At 56.2% G+C, this 16,185-nt stretch carries 13 protein-coding genes; 4 read left to right on the plus strand and 9 right to left on the minus strand.

Annotated features, from left to right (window positions below; all coding sequences use genetic code 11):
- Nucleotides 1-82: 82 nt before the first annotated feature.
- From IPK17_RS34900 to IPK17_RS34915, 4 genes are all read right to left on the minus strand, one after another.
- A complete protein-coding gene (locus tag IPK17_RS34900; RefSeq protein ID WP_343422336.1) occupies nucleotides 83-2,422 on the minus strand; it encodes a DUF5703 domain-containing protein in 2,340 nt (779 codons plus the stop codon).
- Nucleotides 2,419-3,390, minus strand: a complete 972-nt coding sequence (locus IPK17_RS34905; protein WP_343422337.1) for a carbohydrate ABC transporter permease — start codon at nucleotides 3,388-3,390, stop codon at nucleotides 2,419-2,421. The genes IPK17_RS34900 and IPK17_RS34905 overlap by 4 nt, the downstream gene beginning before the upstream one ends.
- A 23-nt stretch (nucleotides 3,391-3,413) precedes the next feature.
- The gene (locus IPK17_RS34910) at nucleotides 3,414-4,361 is read right to left on the minus strand and encodes a carbohydrate ABC transporter permease (RefSeq protein ID WP_343422338.1); all 948 of its coding nucleotides are present in this window, start codon (nucleotides 4,359-4,361) and stop codon (nucleotides 3,414-3,416) included.
- Between the two features lie 105 nt (nucleotides 4,362-4,466).
- A complete protein-coding gene (locus tag IPK17_RS34915; protein WP_343422339.1) occupies nucleotides 4,467-5,810 on the minus strand; it encodes an ABC transporter substrate-binding protein in 1,344 nt (447 codons plus the stop codon).
- Nucleotides 5,811-5,992: 182 nt separating this feature from the next.
- On the opposite strand from IPK17_RS34915, the gene IPK17_RS34920 reads away from it, so the two are divergent.
- Entirely contained in the window at nucleotides 5,993-8,191 is a 2,199-nt protein-coding gene (locus IPK17_RS34920; protein WP_343422340.1) for an ATP-binding protein, read from the plus strand.
- On the opposite strand, the gene IPK17_RS40825 is transcribed toward IPK17_RS34920, so the two are convergent.
- Both IPK17_RS40825 and IPK17_RS34930 read right to left on the minus strand, forming a co-directional pair.
- The gene (locus IPK17_RS40825) at nucleotides 8,124-8,438 is read right to left on the minus strand and encodes a response regulator (RefSeq protein WP_350341677.1); all 315 of its coding nucleotides are present in this window, start codon (nucleotides 8,436-8,438) and stop codon (nucleotides 8,124-8,126) included. The genes IPK17_RS34920 and IPK17_RS40825 overlap by 68 nt on opposite strands.
- Entirely contained in the window at nucleotides 8,344-9,072 is a 729-nt protein-coding gene (locus IPK17_RS34930) for a hypothetical protein (RefSeq protein WP_343422342.1), read from the minus strand. The genes IPK17_RS40825 and IPK17_RS34930 overlap by 95 nt, the downstream gene beginning before the upstream one ends.
- 572 nt (nucleotides 9,073-9,644) lie before the next feature.
- Here IPK17_RS34930 and IPK17_RS34935 point away from each other — a divergent pair.
- Nucleotides 9,645-10,505: a sulfurtransferase gene (locus IPK17_RS34935; RefSeq protein ID WP_343422343.1), complete on the plus strand. Its 861-nt coding sequence runs from the start codon at nucleotides 9,645-9,647 to the stop codon at nucleotides 10,503-10,505.
- 63 nt (nucleotides 10,506-10,568) lie between these two features.
- Here IPK17_RS34935 and IPK17_RS34940 read toward each other — a convergent pair whose 3' ends face one another.
- From IPK17_RS34940 to IPK17_RS34950, 3 genes are read right to left on the minus strand one after another with little or no spacing between them, the layout of a single operon-like run.
- Nucleotides 10,569-11,762 (minus strand): CaiB/BaiF CoA transferase family protein, encoded by a 1,194-nt coding sequence (locus IPK17_RS34940; RefSeq protein WP_343422344.1) that lies wholly within the window; start codon nucleotides 11,760-11,762, stop codon nucleotides 10,569-10,571.
- 24 nt (nucleotides 11,763-11,786) lie between these two features.
- Complete coding sequence (locus tag IPK17_RS34945; protein WP_343422345.1) at nucleotides 11,787-12,971, minus strand: MFS transporter; 1,185 nt, start codon at nucleotides 12,969-12,971, stop codon at nucleotides 11,787-11,789.
- 44 nt (nucleotides 12,972-13,015) lie between these two features.
- Nucleotides 13,016-13,702: a GntR family transcriptional regulator gene (locus IPK17_RS34950; RefSeq protein WP_343422346.1), complete on the minus strand. Its 687-nt coding sequence runs from the start codon at nucleotides 13,700-13,702 to the stop codon at nucleotides 13,016-13,018.
- Nucleotides 13,703-13,936: 234 nt separating this feature from the next.
- Here IPK17_RS34950 and IPK17_RS34955 point away from each other — a divergent pair, with 234 nt between their 5' ends.
- Both IPK17_RS34955 and IPK17_RS34960 read left to right on the plus strand, forming a co-directional pair.
- Entirely contained in the window at nucleotides 13,937-14,779 is an 843-nt protein-coding gene (locus IPK17_RS34955) for a sugar phosphate isomerase/epimerase family protein (RefSeq protein ID WP_343422347.1), read from the plus strand.
- A 148-nt stretch (nucleotides 14,780-14,927) separates the two neighbouring features.
- Nucleotides 14,928-16,178 carry an ABC transporter substrate-binding protein gene (locus IPK17_RS34960; RefSeq protein ID WP_343422348.1) on the plus strand — a complete coding sequence of 417 codons (1,251 nt, stop codon included), beginning with the start codon at nucleotides 14,928-14,930 and terminating at the stop codon, nucleotides 16,176-16,178.
- Nucleotides 16,179-16,185: the final 7 nt, after the last annotated feature.

The following is a 16,185-nucleotide window of genomic DNA, read 5'->3' on the forward strand; positions in this document are numbered from 1 at the left end:
AACGACGATATGGCAGATCACGGCGTTTATGGAACCCAAAGAGAATCGATTGTGTTCCACCACAGCAGCTACGGAAAACGGCCTACTGAGGGAGTTCGACATCGCACACCACGTCTTTCCGCCGTTCCTCCGGCGTAACGATCAGGCGCGTGATCTTGCCCTGTTGATACACACATTCGACCGTCGTGCCGCGCGGCGCATGCAGCTTGAATGACACATCCCAGGCCTTGGGCCACGTGGGGAGCAGTCGAATCTCATCCCCCTCGGCCTGAAATGCCATGAGTTGCAGCGTCGTTAGGATATTGGATGCATGGTCAATGTCGGGTACAGCATCGTAGATTGGCCCCCACATGGCCGGGAAGCGATGCCCCGGATTGCTCAAGGCGCAGTTGTTCTGGAGAATAGTTTGCGCTTCATCCGTCAGACCGAGCAGCGCCGTCACCAAACCGTGATACTGCCAACCCGAATAGCTGGGATAGGTGGGGGGCTTGCCAACGATAAACGGTTGATAGTTTCCGACCACCTGCGTACCATGCCGAAAACTCTCCCGCGCCATGGGCAGATCCGGTTTGCCGAGTCCATACAACCGGAACGGGAAGATCGCGTAGAGCTGCGGGGCTTCGACATTGTGCCGCTCAGGATCATAGACCGCAGCGGGCGCGATCAGCCGGGTGCCCGCAACGGTCTCCATGGGCAGGTCGGGCATAATCTGCTGCACATGCGAGAAGTAATTGCGTCCCGGCACTTTTTCGGGATCGAGCGCCAGAATTCGGGCGACTACGGCGTGCATCCCGGCGACCACGGGCAAGCTGTTGGTCGTGTCCCAGTAGGTTTCGACCGACTGAATTGGAGCGATGACGATCTTGCCCTGGTCGCGCTCAGGAAAGCGCGTCTCGATGAACACCAACAGATCACGGGCGTAGGGCAGCAGTTCAGCGCTGAGGAAGGTATCGTCACGTTCGTAATCGTAATAGTCGAGCATCAACTGCAGCAGTTCCAGACCGGGCGAAAGATCGACCGCGCCGCCCCAGCGATTCGCCGCATAGCCATCCGCTAAACCCGCACGATCAAGACCATACACCGCCGAAGGCATCAACCCGTGACTATGAACGATTTCCGTGTTGTACTGCCCTTGCGCCCCGTAATACACCTGTGCGCGTCCGCGATCAAGTTCCCAGAAGCGCCGGTAGAAACGAAACAGCGCCCGCACGGGCTCGTGTTCGCCGCGCGCTAGCATAGAGGCGTAGGGCAGGCGGGTGTTTTGCCACAGGTAAAAATGTCCCCAGCCGCGTTCATCCGGGTTAAATTCTGGCGTCGATTCACCAAAGGGACGCGCGCTGAACGAGCGACTGAACGTAAAAATATCACCCAGATGTTCATTCATCCCCGGCATCACGTTGAACAAGCCGCCGCTGTAGAGAATGGGAAACGTGCCTCGTTCCATGCAGGCGAACATCCAGCGCGTCAGGATATACGCTTGCGTCACCTGTGATACACCCGGGCTGGGCGCAGGCTGAACTTCGAGCGGGAGGGACAACAGTTCGGGCGTGACTCCCGCGGTGACGGGTATATCACCTTCGACAAACAGCCAGCTTTGCTGCCAATAATCCTGCCACCATGCCATCGTGCGCTGACAGGCTTCGCCGGGGGTGGAGACTGCGGTACGCAGCGCCGTGACTGCGGTGATCCAATCGTCGACATCCGTCACTTGATCGCTGTGCGTGATCACGCGGAGCGTAAACTCCCGAACCGGCGTAGACGAGATTAAGCCCGCGTTCCCGTTGAGCGCTGCGCCCTCCATCGATAGCAGCCCGCCGAAGGTGCGGTTGGTCAGGCAGTCGGGGATGGTATCGGCTAGCGCGGTGACTGCCTCAAGCTGAGTGATGAACGGGATCTGGGTTGCGCCATTGCGATGATAAAACAGGATTCCCCCGTCACGCGGGTGGACGATGTCCGCCGTCTCCATCACGCCGCTGAACTGCATGTCACCGCGGTAGGGCTCCGTCCGCCAGTTGCTGTAATCGGCCTGCACGGTGACGGGAACCGAGAACTGTCCGGTCACATAAATCACAGGCTGGTCGGAGTCGACGAACACTTCCAAACGCGCGGACTGCGCGGTATCCGTGCCGAAATTAAATTCAATTCGCCCGTCCCGCAAGACGAGCGTTTGCCGGAACGGTTGGTCGAAGAGCCCGGCACTGGCGAGAAACTTCAGCCGCACCTTGCCGAGCTTGACGCTGCGATCGGTTTCGGTGCGGGCATCCGTGCGAGCAAAATAGAAGTGCAGTTCTCCGCCCGGCTGCATCCAGACATTGACACCGACCTCGCCATTGCCAATCGGCATCGAACTGCGGTCGGTTTGGGCAAACTCTGTCCAAGTCACATTGTATTGATCGAGTAAGTCTAGCGGTGTGCCGTTCATTCTTTGATTGCTCCGGCGGTCGCGCCGCGAATCACCAATCGCTGCGCAAGGATGTAGATGATCAGGACGGGGAGCGTCGAAATCACGCCGAGCAGCGCGACCTCAGCGCGGGCAATCGTCGTTCCGTCGGGGGGCATGACGCAGCGCGTCGCCGCGGGCAGGACGGCACCGCAGCTCCCCACGATAATCGAAATCCCGGCGGGTAACGTTTTGAGCTGTGTCGAGTCCACCAGTAGAGTGGCAGCGAAGAAGTTGCTCCATAAGGCCGCGAAGTTGGTAAACGCCAGCACGCCGACGATGTTTTTCGACAGGGGTAAACCGATATACCGAAAGAGTTGGAAGTTGGAACAGCCATCCACGCGCGCCGCAGCAATGATGTCGGGCGGTAGGCTGGCTTTGAAGTACTGAAAGGTCAGGTATACGCCCATCGGAAACGAGGCTGCGGGAAGCACCAAGGCCCATGGGGTATTGATGATGCGCAGATAGAACATCTCCATGTACAGCGGCAGCACCAGTGCATCACCGGGGACGAGCATCATGATCAGCGTGATCCATAACACCACACTCCGCCCGCGAAAACGAATGACCGCGAGGACGAATCCCGCCGGGATCGCCGTGAGCAAGCTGAGGATCAGCCCAAGGGTCGTGTACTGCACGGAATTCAAGATCCAGCGCACAATCACGCCGTTCAAGTACAGGAGCAGGTTGTTCCATGCGTGACCGATCCAGTCCAGCGAACCAATCGCGAAGGGCGGCAGATTGATGAGCTGCGCATTGGTTTTCGTCATCGCGGTGACCAACCACAGCATTGGTGTCAGGAAAGTGAAGATCAGCAGGCAGATGATAATGACGCGGACGAGGTAAGTTCCCGGTCCAATGCCGGTTCGAAACAACCAGCGTTGTAACCAGAGATTGGAAGTGCGACCGGGTTCTGTTGGGCGCTTCGGGTATGAAAAGTCTTTTGCCATCAAATGTGCTTCCGAAATGAAATTCAATCTGTCGAAGTGACAAATGCACCGGTTCTAGTGACGACGAAGATCGACGCCGTAATACTGATAACGGTCTGTGACAGCGAAACGACCGCCGACATACCGAGATCGCCCCGCTGCAAGGTATAGAACGAACCAAGCATGTTCGGTGACCAGTAGCGGTCAATGAAACTCGCCCCGCCCAACGCCGTCGAAATCACATACGGTTCAGCGAAGATTTGCAGGTTGTAGGCCACCAGTTGAATGATCATGAACCAGACGAAACCCATGATCATGGGGCGACGCACCAGCCACGCCAACTGCCACGGGGAACAGCCGTCAATTTTTGCAGAATCGATCAGCTCTTGGGAGACGCCTTCCAGCGCCGAATAAAAGATCGCGATCCACGCGCCTGACGACATGAAGAAGCGCAGCGCCGTCATGATCACAACCGCGTTTGACGCGCTGACAAAATCGGTGGTCGCGTTCCACCCGACCGCCCGAAAGAGAAACCCAAACGGACTGACTGCGGGGTCGAGCATGAAAATGAAAATCAAGCCAACGACCGTTGGGTTGATCGCACCGGGCAAAAACAGCAGCGACCGCGCCACGCTTCCAAACTGGTCGCGGGTGAGCGCGAGCAGCAGCGCAATCCCCAGCGAACCGACAAACCCGACCGCGGTCGCCAGAATTGAGAATTGGATGACATTGCTGTAGGAGCGAAAGAAGACCGGATCGGAGAAGACTTTGACAAAGTTTTCGAGACCCGCCGCGAACAGCTCGGGTCGACCAAAGGTGAACTTCGAAAAGCTGAATATGAGGGCAACCAATGCCGGGCCGAGATGGAAGATGAATACCGCGACCAGATACGGGACGATCAGCAGCAGACTCCAATCTCCGATGGGTCTACGCTTTTTGCGCGCGGCACGCCGGTAAGAATCGTTGGCGGCGACGCGATTTACAGCAGACATGGCGATCTCCTCAAGCTAAGACAACGGTAAAACAGGAAAACAGGACAGCGCCACGCTGCCAACGCTGTCCCATTTCCGGTTCGTTAGGCCGCAGATAGACCCGGCTTACGGTCCGTCTGTCACCGCTTCAAAGCCTGCCGTGGTGACAGCTTCCACCAGCGCCGCCTGCAAATCATCATTCAGGCTGACGACCGTGCGGTTACCCGCTGCCACATCGGTGAAGAATGGACTGAAGACCGGCGAAGAGTGTGGCGGACCTTCAAAACCACTGTCCGCCATGACACCGGACGCAGCTTCACTGATGACCGTCCACGGATCGGGATCGCTGGCGAGCAGGGGGACGCGGGTGAGCAGGCTCGCGCCCCACGCTGCAGCACTGGGCATATAAGCCGGGGTCGCCGCCTGAGCCGCGCCGACATCCGGGTTTGTGCTGACGAAGATGATCAGTTCGGCTGCCAAGTCCGCGTTGAGGGTGTGCCGGCTCATCGCGTATGAACCGCCGCCCACATTGCTGGTGGTGCGGGTCGCCTGATCAGCCCAGTTGGGGAGAAGGGCTACGCCAACTGTCCCCTGATTTTCGGGATCATCCGCGTTCAGGTACAGCCCCTTGATGACGAAGTCCGGCAGCCACGAGGGTCCGAAATGGATCAGCCAGTTGCCGGACTCCCAGATTTGACCATAGCCCGCGCTGAACGTCCCTTGATTGTCGAGGACACCGAGCGCGTTGACCGTATCCAGCATTTCGCTCATGCGCTGGCAGTTCGGATGCAGGAAGTTGACAAGGAAACTAGAAGCGCTGAGCGGTTGCATCAACGGACATTCCGAGTGGCGGTACCACAGAAGCTGTGGTTCCCATCCGTCCAGCTGCCCCATTGTGTAGCCGGGGTGTTCTTCCGCGACTTGCTGCGCCAGCGCGACATATTCTTCCCACGTTGTCGGCAGTTCGTAGCCAAATTCCGCGAACGCCGGTACGTTGTAGAACATCACCTCGGGCGCAATGTCGTTCCGCACGCAGATCAGGCTGCCATCGGGCGCAATACACGGGTCATTCGCGGTCGGATAGAATTGATCGAGCACATCCTGCGGAATATACGGGCGCAGATCGGCAGGGAAGAAGTCGAACTGCGGGGTATTGAGCGTGCGCCAGGTTGACGGGTCTTCAAAGATGACATCGGGCCAGTTGCCGCCGATGTTGTTGTAGAGCAGCATGCGCTGCTGCACGTTCGCGCCCAGCGGCTCATTGATGATCTCGATGAGCGCGGCTTTATCGGGATTCGCATCGATGAAAGCCTGCACCTGACGCGCGCGTTCAGCGTCGACCCAGACCCGGATCGGCGCGGTCGGATCGGATTCGGGGACAGCTTGAGCGGCGCTGGGCAAAACCGCCCCTAACAAAAGAACGACCAGCATGACAAGCACGACAAAGCGGGAAAAGTTGCTCTTGGACACGATGTTTTTCCTTTTACTTACATAACTTGGCAATTTCTTGGACTGATGTGTTCGAAGTGACGGACTACAAATCTCCTTTTGCACCGGGTTGCTATAATTACACTTGCATTTCATATAGTTAACTCTCATTTCAACGTATGACACGCCAAGAGCACGACATAAAGGCGACATCGAGGAGGCTTATGCGGAACTCCGCGATTAACTTCCAGAGCGACACGCGCATCTCTGTGCAGCCCATCATCCTTGTGTTTTATGTTTGCGCCCTCGCTGTTTTCACGGCAGGCACCGCCGCAAACGACATGCCGACGAAACTCACGCTCAGTCTGTTCGCGGTCTATATTTTTGCCGCATCTTCCGGAATCGGACACCTGAGTTCCAGATCGTCAACCGCGGCGAAGTGGGCAGTGTTGTTTCTGCTGGAATCAATGCTCATGTTGTCAACCGACTGGTTGGGCACAGTCCCGGTTTATGCTGGGGCCTTTCTGATTCCCGCCCTCGCCGCTGTGCTAATCGGTTTGGACGCTTCGGCAGTAATGGCGATGATTCAGTCCGGGTTGCTGCTCGCCTTCACCTTGCTCAAAGGTGAGCCAGACACATCGATCTGGTTAATCGGGGCGCTTCTAAGCTGCTGGGCAATTTACGGCATTTTAAGCGCCGCTTACAAACCCATCGGCGATGTGGTGGAATGGGCGGAAGAAGTCTATGCCGCTGCCAACGAAACGTTGGAACAGCTTCGAGATAAACGCGCGGAATATGAACAAACCGTCGCCGAGCTTAAAGGAGCAAATGCCCAGCTCAACAGCTTGAACAAACTGACGCAGAATCTCCGCCAGATTGCCGAAACCGAGCGTTCGGCGAAGGCGCAGTTTGTAGCGAATGTCAGCCACGAACTGCGAACGCCGCTCAATATGATCATGGGCTACACCGAGATGATCACCCAGTCCCCCCGTATGTATAACGCACCCTTACCCGGTGCGCTGCTCGCCGATCTCGCCGTCGTGCAGCGGAATGCCGAGCAGCTTTCCCGATTGGTCAACGATGTTCTGGATATGAGCCAGATCGAGTCGGATCAAATGGCACTCACGCGCGAGTCGGTCGATTTCCGCGAGATGATTGAATTCGTGATTGCAGCGGTTACCCCGCTGTTCAAGCGGAAAAACCTGTATTTGCATCACGAGATCCACGATGACATCCACTATGTTTTCTGTGATCGAACGCGCATTCAGGAAGTTTTGCTCAACATCCTGAGCAATGCAGGCCGTTTCACGGAGCAGGGCGGTGTGATCATTCGGGCATCGATCAATGACGAAAATCTGATCGTTTCGGTGACCGACACAGGGCCCGGTATCGCCAAACCCGATTTGGACCGGCTCTTTAAGCCATTTGAGCAGCTTGATGCGCGGATTCGGCGTGAATATGGTGGCAGCGGACTCGGGTTGGCGATCAGCAAGAAATTCGTCGAAATGCATGATGGGCGTATTTGGGTGGAAAGCCAGATCGCCTTGGGAACCACCTTCTTCATCTCACTGCCGTTGTTACAGCACAGCCAGGCGGCCAATGATCATATGCGCTTGTTCAGTCCACATTTGCACTATGAACCCCGTCTATCGTCCAAGCGCGGCGCTGAACAAGTAGCGAACCAAAAAGCATTTGTCATGGAACAGGGTGACGTGCTCGGGAGGCTGATCACACGCTATATGAGTGATGTTGAAGTCTTACCCATGGATTTCGAACAGCGCCGCGCTGAATTATCGATTGACCTTCTTCTCGTGAATCAAAAGCTGGACATGCTCGATCCGGCGGCATTGCGCCAGCTAGCGCAGGATACCGGCATGCTGGTGATTGCCTGTTCGATCCCGGATACAGATGAGCGCGCACAGTCTCTCGGTGTCAACGACATCCTCGTTAAGCCAGTTTCCCGTGAGCGGCTTCTGCAAACGCTCGAGAGTCGAGGGATTACGGACGGCAGTGTGCTGATCGTCGATGATGAGCCGGACGCTTGTCAGCTGTTCGCGCGCATGTTGAGCGCGGACGATCAGAACTTCAGCGTCATGACCGCCAATGATGGGGCTGAGGCACTGCGCATCCTGGAAGCGCTGCAACCGCGCGTCATCCTGCTCGATCTAGTCATGCCCACAATGAACGGGGTTGAGTTCCTCGCCGTGCGCGCCAGTCGACCCGATCTCCAAAGGATTCCAGTTATCCTAATGTCCGCCAATGAGGTTGATTCTCAGCCGCTAGTCAGTCGCTGCATCACCATGACCACGAAAAACGATATTTCAGTGAGTCGACTCATGAAGTGTCTGCGGGCCGTTATGCCGATTCTTTCGACAACGGCCGATACCAACGACCCAATGCAGCGAGGAGATCTGCTTGAGTGATAGGCTTACGCATGAATTCAACTGCGCCGAGCGCGAGTGCCAGTTCTGCTTGTGGCAGAATAGAGGTGACGATGATGGGGATCGCCTCGGTGATCGGATCGTGGCGCAGGATTTCTAGGGCGCGCCAGCCATCGAGCTCCGGCATTAAAACATCAAGGACGATGCAGCGAACCGCTTTGTCCCTCGCCATGTGTAAGCTTTGCAGCGGCGCGTTGCAACCAACATATTGATAGCCAGTGTGTGCCAGATAATGCTGGTAAAGTCTGAGCGTATCCACGTTTAAGATACATTCCAAGGTCAACATGGTTCTCAACTTGTATCCGCGAACGTTCTAATGCGGGTTTCAAAGTCGCCAATACCCCATCTAGCACGACGGCAATGTCCGTCTCGACCAAGCTGGCAAGCGCTCTCAGTTCTTGCGCTTCCACCTCGCTAAGCTTGTGAGAGCGCTCCTCGACGTCACCCAGATCGTCCAACGACGCAGTCTCTGTTTGCCAGCCTTGGTCAACCCGATAGGTTGTCCACAAGTAGATCATCAGTGCCTTGATCGCAGCCTTTTCTTCGCGTTGAAGCTGACGTTCGCTCAAGGCCAGATTGAGCGCAACCTTTCGCTGTGACCACTGCCCGATGAATCGTTGGTGCAGCACACTGTAAATGCGCCAACTCTTCGAGCTGCGTGGATCGCTTTCGGGCGGTTTAAGGGCGCTAATGGCATCCATAAGTGCTTGACGCAAGCCGAGTGGTGCGTTTTTTTGGTCAAGCTGCAGCCATGCATTGAGCGGGCTATCCGTAATAACTATCGGATCGTAGAGGGCGTAAAGCGCATCGCGCAGCCGCTCATAGAAGTTAATCCTTTGAAGTGTATCCCTGTTTGCAGACATCTATCACCAGCTACTTTTCCAAAAAGCTGCCTTTACTTGAGCCGGAAGACCACCGTCTATGGGTTGAGCATAGCCGACAACTGGATTGTGCGCGATGTTTTGAACGATTGGCTCAGACTGAAACAAAAGACAAGAGGACTTCTCTGCTGGAAATAAAAACGCGACCTAAAACGGATCGGCTTTCTCGTGTGGGGCAAACCAAAGAGACCAACTCTTGTGATAGTGCCAGTGCCACCTTACAGGCTTCAGCCCCTTGGCGACCTATAGCGACTCAGCTCTGGCAAGATTCTTGACAGCCCAAAGTCGCACCGCTACACTGTGCTCAGTTCGCCCAACATAAGGTCTAACTTCGTGTGGTTTTTCAGTCGCTGTTGTTGTAGTTGTCGCATACCTTCTTGCCGGGAGAGCTGATCACGTCGTGATGACAAATATTGCAAGACATTGAGCGCCCCGGTTCGTGCAATCGGGGCGTTTTTATTCTGGTGATCAGATTTAAATGCCCTAACACAACAAGCTGGGGGGTGATTTCGTCTTGCGAAAAGTAACTATGTATAGGAGATTGAGAGAGACTTATGACGAGTAGTTTTGCCCATCCCGAATACTTGGTTGAGACTGATTGGTTGCAAGAGCACTTGAACGACCCTGATCTGCGCATTCTGGATGCGACCGTCTACTACCGCACCGATCCGGAAACTAGCGCGCTTTCAATTGTCAGTGGACGTGAGAATTGGGAAGCTGGACATATCCCCAACAGCACCTTTATCGACTTGATCGAGGAGATTTCGTCACCGCATCCGACCCTCCGTTTCAGCGCTCCATCGGCAGAACAGTTTGCCGCGGCGTTGGGGCGCCATGGAGTTGGTGAAGGCACACGGGTTGTTGTGTATGACGCGAATAACATCATGTGGTCGACGCGGGTTTGGTGGTTACTGCGGACGTTTGGCTTCGACAACGCCGCTGTGCTCAATGGCGGCTGGAAGAAGTGGGCACTCGAGGGGCGACCGACTTCGACGAACGCTACAGTCCGTCCGCCAGTTGTCTTTACGCCGCATCACCGACCGAGCTTCCTCATCGGCAAAGATGAGGTGCTGCGTGAACTTCAGGCCGGAGCAGCTTCAGCGTGTTTACTCAATACGCTTGGTGAGTCGGACTTCCACAGCCAACGCATTCCAACGAGCCGCAATGTGCCGTGGGGAAGTCTTGTTGACCCGGCGACAGGCGCGTATCTACCAGCAGACGCGCTGCGCGCTGCCTTTGCGCAAAGTGGCGTATTGGAAAAAGAGCGAGTTGTGGCCTACTGTGGTGCGGGGATTTCGGCTACCAGCGACGCCTTGATCCTCACGCTGCTCGGCGTGCCAAACATCAGCGTCTACGATGGGTCGATGCAGGAATGGGCAGCCGATTCTAGCCTGCCAATTGAAAGCGGATCATAGGCTGGATCCACTTGGTACAAAACAACCCCTTCAGCTTCATTCGAGTTGAAGGGGGTATCTGTTCTAGACAACGCCAGCTTGGCGCAGATCGGACACCTGATCAGCGCCATAACCTAGTTCGTGCAAAATCTCTTCGGTCTGCTCGCCAAGCAGTGGTGGATGGCGATCATAGCGCAGCGGCGTCGCCGACATATGGACGGGAGTAGCGAGCGATTTGACCGTGCCGAGCGTGGGATGCTCCAGTTCCACAATGAAGTGGCGCTCCAGTAGATGTGGATCGGCCAACGCTTCGGCGACGCTGTTGATTTTCCCGACCGGAACATCGGCTTCGCGCAGAATCTGCATCCACTCATCGGCCGAATGCTGGAGCAGCGCCTGCCTGACATGGGGCATGAGGGCATCATAGTTACGCACACGATCCGAATTCGTCGTGAACCGCGGATCCTGGCCTAAACCATCGAGTCCAGCGACTGCACAAAATTTCTGCCAGGTGTTATCCGAGCCGACCCCGAGGATGAACCACCGTCCATCACCCGCTTGCAGAGGCTCATAGGGGGCGATCTGAGGGTGACGATTCCCGTATTGCATTGGATTCTCACCGGTCGCAAAATAGGCACCCGCATAGTTCTCCAGCCACGTCATGTGACCTTCCTGCAGGGACATATCGAGCATCTGCCCGCGTCCGCTGGTGTGCCGCGCTTGTAGCGCCCCGAGAATCCCAATCGCCGTGAACATACCACACGTCATATCGGCGATGGGGGTGGGGAAGCGCATGGGACCCGCGCCCGGGTGTCCGGTGATCGACATGACGCCCGACTCCGCCTGCGCCACCAGATCATACCCGAACTGATCCGCTCGACTGCCCACCCGCCCATAACCGCTGATGGACGCATAAATCAAACGCGGGTTGAGCGACTCCAGTGTCGGATAATCCAGCCCATACTTTTTTAGCGAGGCATTGGTCGCGATATTGGTCATGAAGACATCGGCACCGTCGATGAGTTTGTAGAGCAGTTCTTTCCCTTGCGGATGCGTTACATTGAGCGTCATACTCCGTTTGTTGCGGTTGACGGCCAGATAATAGGTACTTTCGCTGTCAATGAACGGCGGTCCCCATGTGCGCGATTGGTCGCCACTACCGGGACGCTCAATTTTGATGACCTCGGCACCCATATCGCCGAGAATCATCGCGCAGTACGGTCCGGCCAGCGCCTGAGTCTGATCAATCACCCGAATGCCTTCAAGTGGTGCAGTCATAAAACCTTCACTTTCTCAAAAACACTAAGTCTGCGGCAATTTAACGCGGCGCGAACCTACCGCGATGAGCCCAATCGCGATCAACGGCAGGAGCACCCACGCACCAAAAACCAATGACCAGCCCCCTTGACCAAGGAGTACACCAACCAGTGTGCTGCCAATAGCCCCACCAATGCTGTGGACGGCGTCCATCACTCCCGCAACCTGTGAGGTTCCCAAATGAGCATAGAGCAGTGGCACCGCGGTCAGCAGCAGATTGGTGAGCGCGTAGGAGGTGATGCCCATGACGCTGAGCAGCAACACGGATGTGACAGTTGACGGCGGCAAAAGCAGTGCGAGTCCCCGGGCGGCAGCCGCTAAGCCAAGCAAGATCATCATGCCGCGCGTTTCGTGTCCCTGATTGCGGCGCAGCACAAAGCTGCTGAGCCAAATCGTGCCCAGCAAGCCAAAAATCGGAAAGACAACCGCGCCAATTGCGGCTTGATCGAGCGGTGAGGTTTGGGCAATGTACGCGGGGGCGTAGAGCAGCATCCCGTTGAGCAGAGCGCCCGCGATAATGGCCGTGAACAGGAAGACGCCGAAATCTCGCAGGCGAATGCCTCTGAGTTGTTCAGGTCGAGCCGGTTGCTGGTTCTGGTGGAAACGGCTATCCCCACTGAGGCGGTACCAAACGAAGCCGATCAGCAGCATGATCAGTGGGGGGATGACGAATAAACTTTGCCACTGTCCCTGTGCGAGCAGAAGTCCACACAGCATCCAAGTGAGGGTATTGCCGACGATGTAGGAGGCACCAAACCAGCCCGCAATGCGCCGCCGCTGCGACCCTTCGAGGGTATCGCTGAGCGTCCGCAAAATCGGTCCCCAACCCATCGCTTGCAGGAAACCATTGATCAGCGCGAGGATGACGAGCACTTCATGCGCGGTACTGACAGACATCAGCAGATTGACGACGGTTGAGCCGAGCATGCCGAGAAATACAACGCGTCTGGCCGCCACGCGGTCGCCTAACCAGCCGTTGAATAACTGCCCGGCGGCGTACGTCCACAGCATGGCCCCGGCGAGTACACTCGTTTGCTCGGGTGACCAACGAAATGTGCGTTCCATCGCTGGCAGCGCTGACGCTAGGTTAACCCGACCTAGATAGTACGCCGCATAGGTGACCCATCCGACCAACACAACCCGTTTTTGCAGGCTCGAAAAAGCGTCCATTGGGGGTGGAATGAGTCCTTCTGTAGGCGCGCCGATAAACGATGCTACGTCGAGCAGTTAAACGCTTTCCCAACACGCAAGCGTGCGCCTTCCAGATGATTGAGCAGAGCAGCGTTCAGTCGATCGGGCGCTTGGCTTGCAAGCGCTGCGAAAATCTGCTCATGTTCAAAGTGCGTCATCTCGAAGTCACGTTCGCTGAGGCAGGGTACGATCAGCCGGACGTAGGTGTGCACATTCGTCTGCTGAAAAAGATGCAGCATCCGGGGCGGACCACCGCGCAAGACAAAACGTTCGTGGAGCTGCTGGTCGAGACTCAAGTACTCTGGCGCGACCTTCTGCCAGTCACCGCTGCGCGCCAGTTCATCCATTTGTTGGTGGATGTCTTCGAAGAAGCGGTAATCTTCGGCCGTGAGGTATTTGAAAATGCACAGCGCGACATACAGCTCATAAGCACTGCGAATCTTATAGGCTTCATCCAGCTTCTGGGCGTCTGGCTTGGTGACGAAGGTGCCGCGACGCGGCTGGATCTCAATCAACCCTTCAACCGTGAGACGATTGAGCGCGTCCTTTAGCGGAGTGCGGCTAATTTGGAGACGCGTCGCTAAATCATCGAGATCGAGCCGTTCACCCGGTACGAACCCGCGCGTCAAAATCCGCTCTCGCAGCAAGTGATAAACAACATCGTTCAGGTTAGGAACCGCGACCGGTGATAAACCATCTGGGGTAGTCAACAGGATTTCACCTAGATCTAAGAGGTAGTCTGAAATGTGAAATTTCAGTTCTCTACCGCCAATACCGTGTTATGGTAGGCATAATCAGTCATCCTGTCAAGGAGTCACTTCAAACTTGTATTTCTAGGGGTAGATCGGTCCGCAATAGACGTGTTGACAAAACGTCAAACGGTGCTATTCTTGCCAGCAACAAAGATTTTAGATTTCAGATAATGCAAATTGGATTGTTTTGATATGCGGCAAACAGGCATTGAGATTTTTTATTGGCTGCAAAACTGGTCCGACGATCAAACCTCGTGCTTCGCGAAAGCAAAAGATCTTGGTTTTGATGCTGTCGAAATTTCTCTAACTTCCGGCCCCGATACTCCAATCGCCCAAATGCGCTCCGAACTCGATCATCTTGGTTTGAGCGTGTATGCCAGTCTTGGCCTTCCTCTCGAAAAGGATATTACTAGTCCGGATGCGAGTGTGCGCCAAAGTGGGATTGAATATCTGAAACGCTGCGTCGAAGCGGCTTCCCGGCTCGGCAGCCCGATTTTAGGCGGTTTACCGCACGTTCCGTGGTTACATTTCCCAGCTGAGCGTGACTTGCGTCCCTTTCGGGAGCGCAGTGCTGTCGCCATGCGCGAAGTGGCACAGGTGGCCAGTGATCAGGGCATTACCCTCTGCATCGAACTGATCAACCGCTTCGAGACGTACATCTGCAATACCGTCGAGCAAGGGGTGGAATACCTCGCCCTCGTCGATCATCCAGCGGTGAAACTCCAACTTGATACCTATCACATGAGTATGGAAGAAGATGATCTCGCCGCGGCCATTCTCGCCGCTGGTCCCAAGCTCGGGCATTTCCACTGTGCGGAGAGCAATCGTAAACTTCCCGGCGGCGGTCAAGTGCGCTGGCAGGTGGTCAAACAGGCGCTGGATGCGACCGCTTACCGCGGCCCGCTTGTGATTGAGTGTTTCCCAAATCCGAATGCTGAAACCGGGCGGACGGTCAACACATGGCGTCCACTTGTCAAAGATCCTGATGCCGATCTCGCGCGTGCTCTGGCACTCCTGCGGCGGGAAGTGGCGTGACATAACGAGGTGCAGTCGCCGAAGACGGCGTTGTACGGGCGCAGTTGTGGGTTGTCTGTAGATGGAGGTGTCGATGAGTTAACAGCGATCCAGACTCTGCCATTTTCCTTCGATACATGTCCTGTATAGATGCTCAAGGAGAACTATTGTGTTTAGTGTGAAACGAACCTTTTTCATTTTGCTGCTGGTCCTGCTGACCGCGCTCGGGGCGGTGACCGCGCAAGACAGCAGTGAAGACGAACTGCTTGGCCCGGTACCGGGTTACGAAACGTGGGCGGATGTCCTCGCCGCCGCGCAGGGAACAACGGTGAACTGGCATATGTGGGGCGGTTCGGACAAGATCAATACGGATGTTGATAATGACATCGGTGCCCGCGTCCTTGAACTGTATGGCATCACCCTGAATCGTGTTCCGCTCGTGGATACCGCCGACGTGGTCAACAAGATTCTGGATGAATCGGCAGCTGGCGATACGACGGGTACGGTTGACCTCATCTGGATCAACGGTGAGAACTTCCGCACGCTGTCTCAGGCGGAACTGCTCTACGGCCCGTGGTCGGAAGCGATCCCCAATGCCCGCTATGTGAACTGGGAAGATCCGGCGCTCGCCTTCGACTTTGGCTATCCGGTCAACGGCTTTGAATCGCCGTGGGGTCACGCACAGTTCGTGATTGAATACAACACGGCGCTGGTGGGCGAAGAACCCCCGCGGACATTTGAAGCGCTTGCCGAATGGGCGGCCGCCAATCCCGGGCTGTTCACCTATCCGGCGATTCCGGACTTCGTCGGCAGCGTCTTCGTTCGCCATCTGTTCTACTGGGCAGCTGGTGGGCCTGAACCGTTCCTCGGCGACTTCGATCAGGCGGTGTTCGATCAGTATGCGCCAATCGTCTGGGAATATCTGAACGCACTGGAACCGAATCTGTGGCGCGCGGGTGAGACGTACCCCGAAGCCTCGGTGCTCACGGATCTCCTGGCGAATCAGGAAGTCGCCTTCAACATGGACTACAATCCCGGTCGCGCTGCGAGCAATATCAACGAGGGTATCTATCCCGAAACCATTCGCACCTTCGTCTTTGATACGGGCACGATCTCCAATAACAACTTTGTGACCATTCCGTTCAACGCGCCGAACCCGGCGGGCGCGATGGTCGTGGCCAACTTCATGTTGAGCGAAGAATACCAGCTCAAGCTGACTGACCCGGCACAGTGGGGCTGGTTGTCGCCGATTTCGCCCGCCGTGTACTCACAGGAATTCCAGGATACGGTGGCGGGTTACGAACGGCACCCGGCGACACTGCCCGCCGAAGAACTGGCTGCGCACACGCTGCCCGAACCCCCGGCCACTTGGGTGACTGCCATGGAACAGGGCTGGATCGAGAACGTTCTGCAAAAGTAGTTTCCAC

This window comes from Candidatus Flexifilum breve (assembly GCF_016713355.1).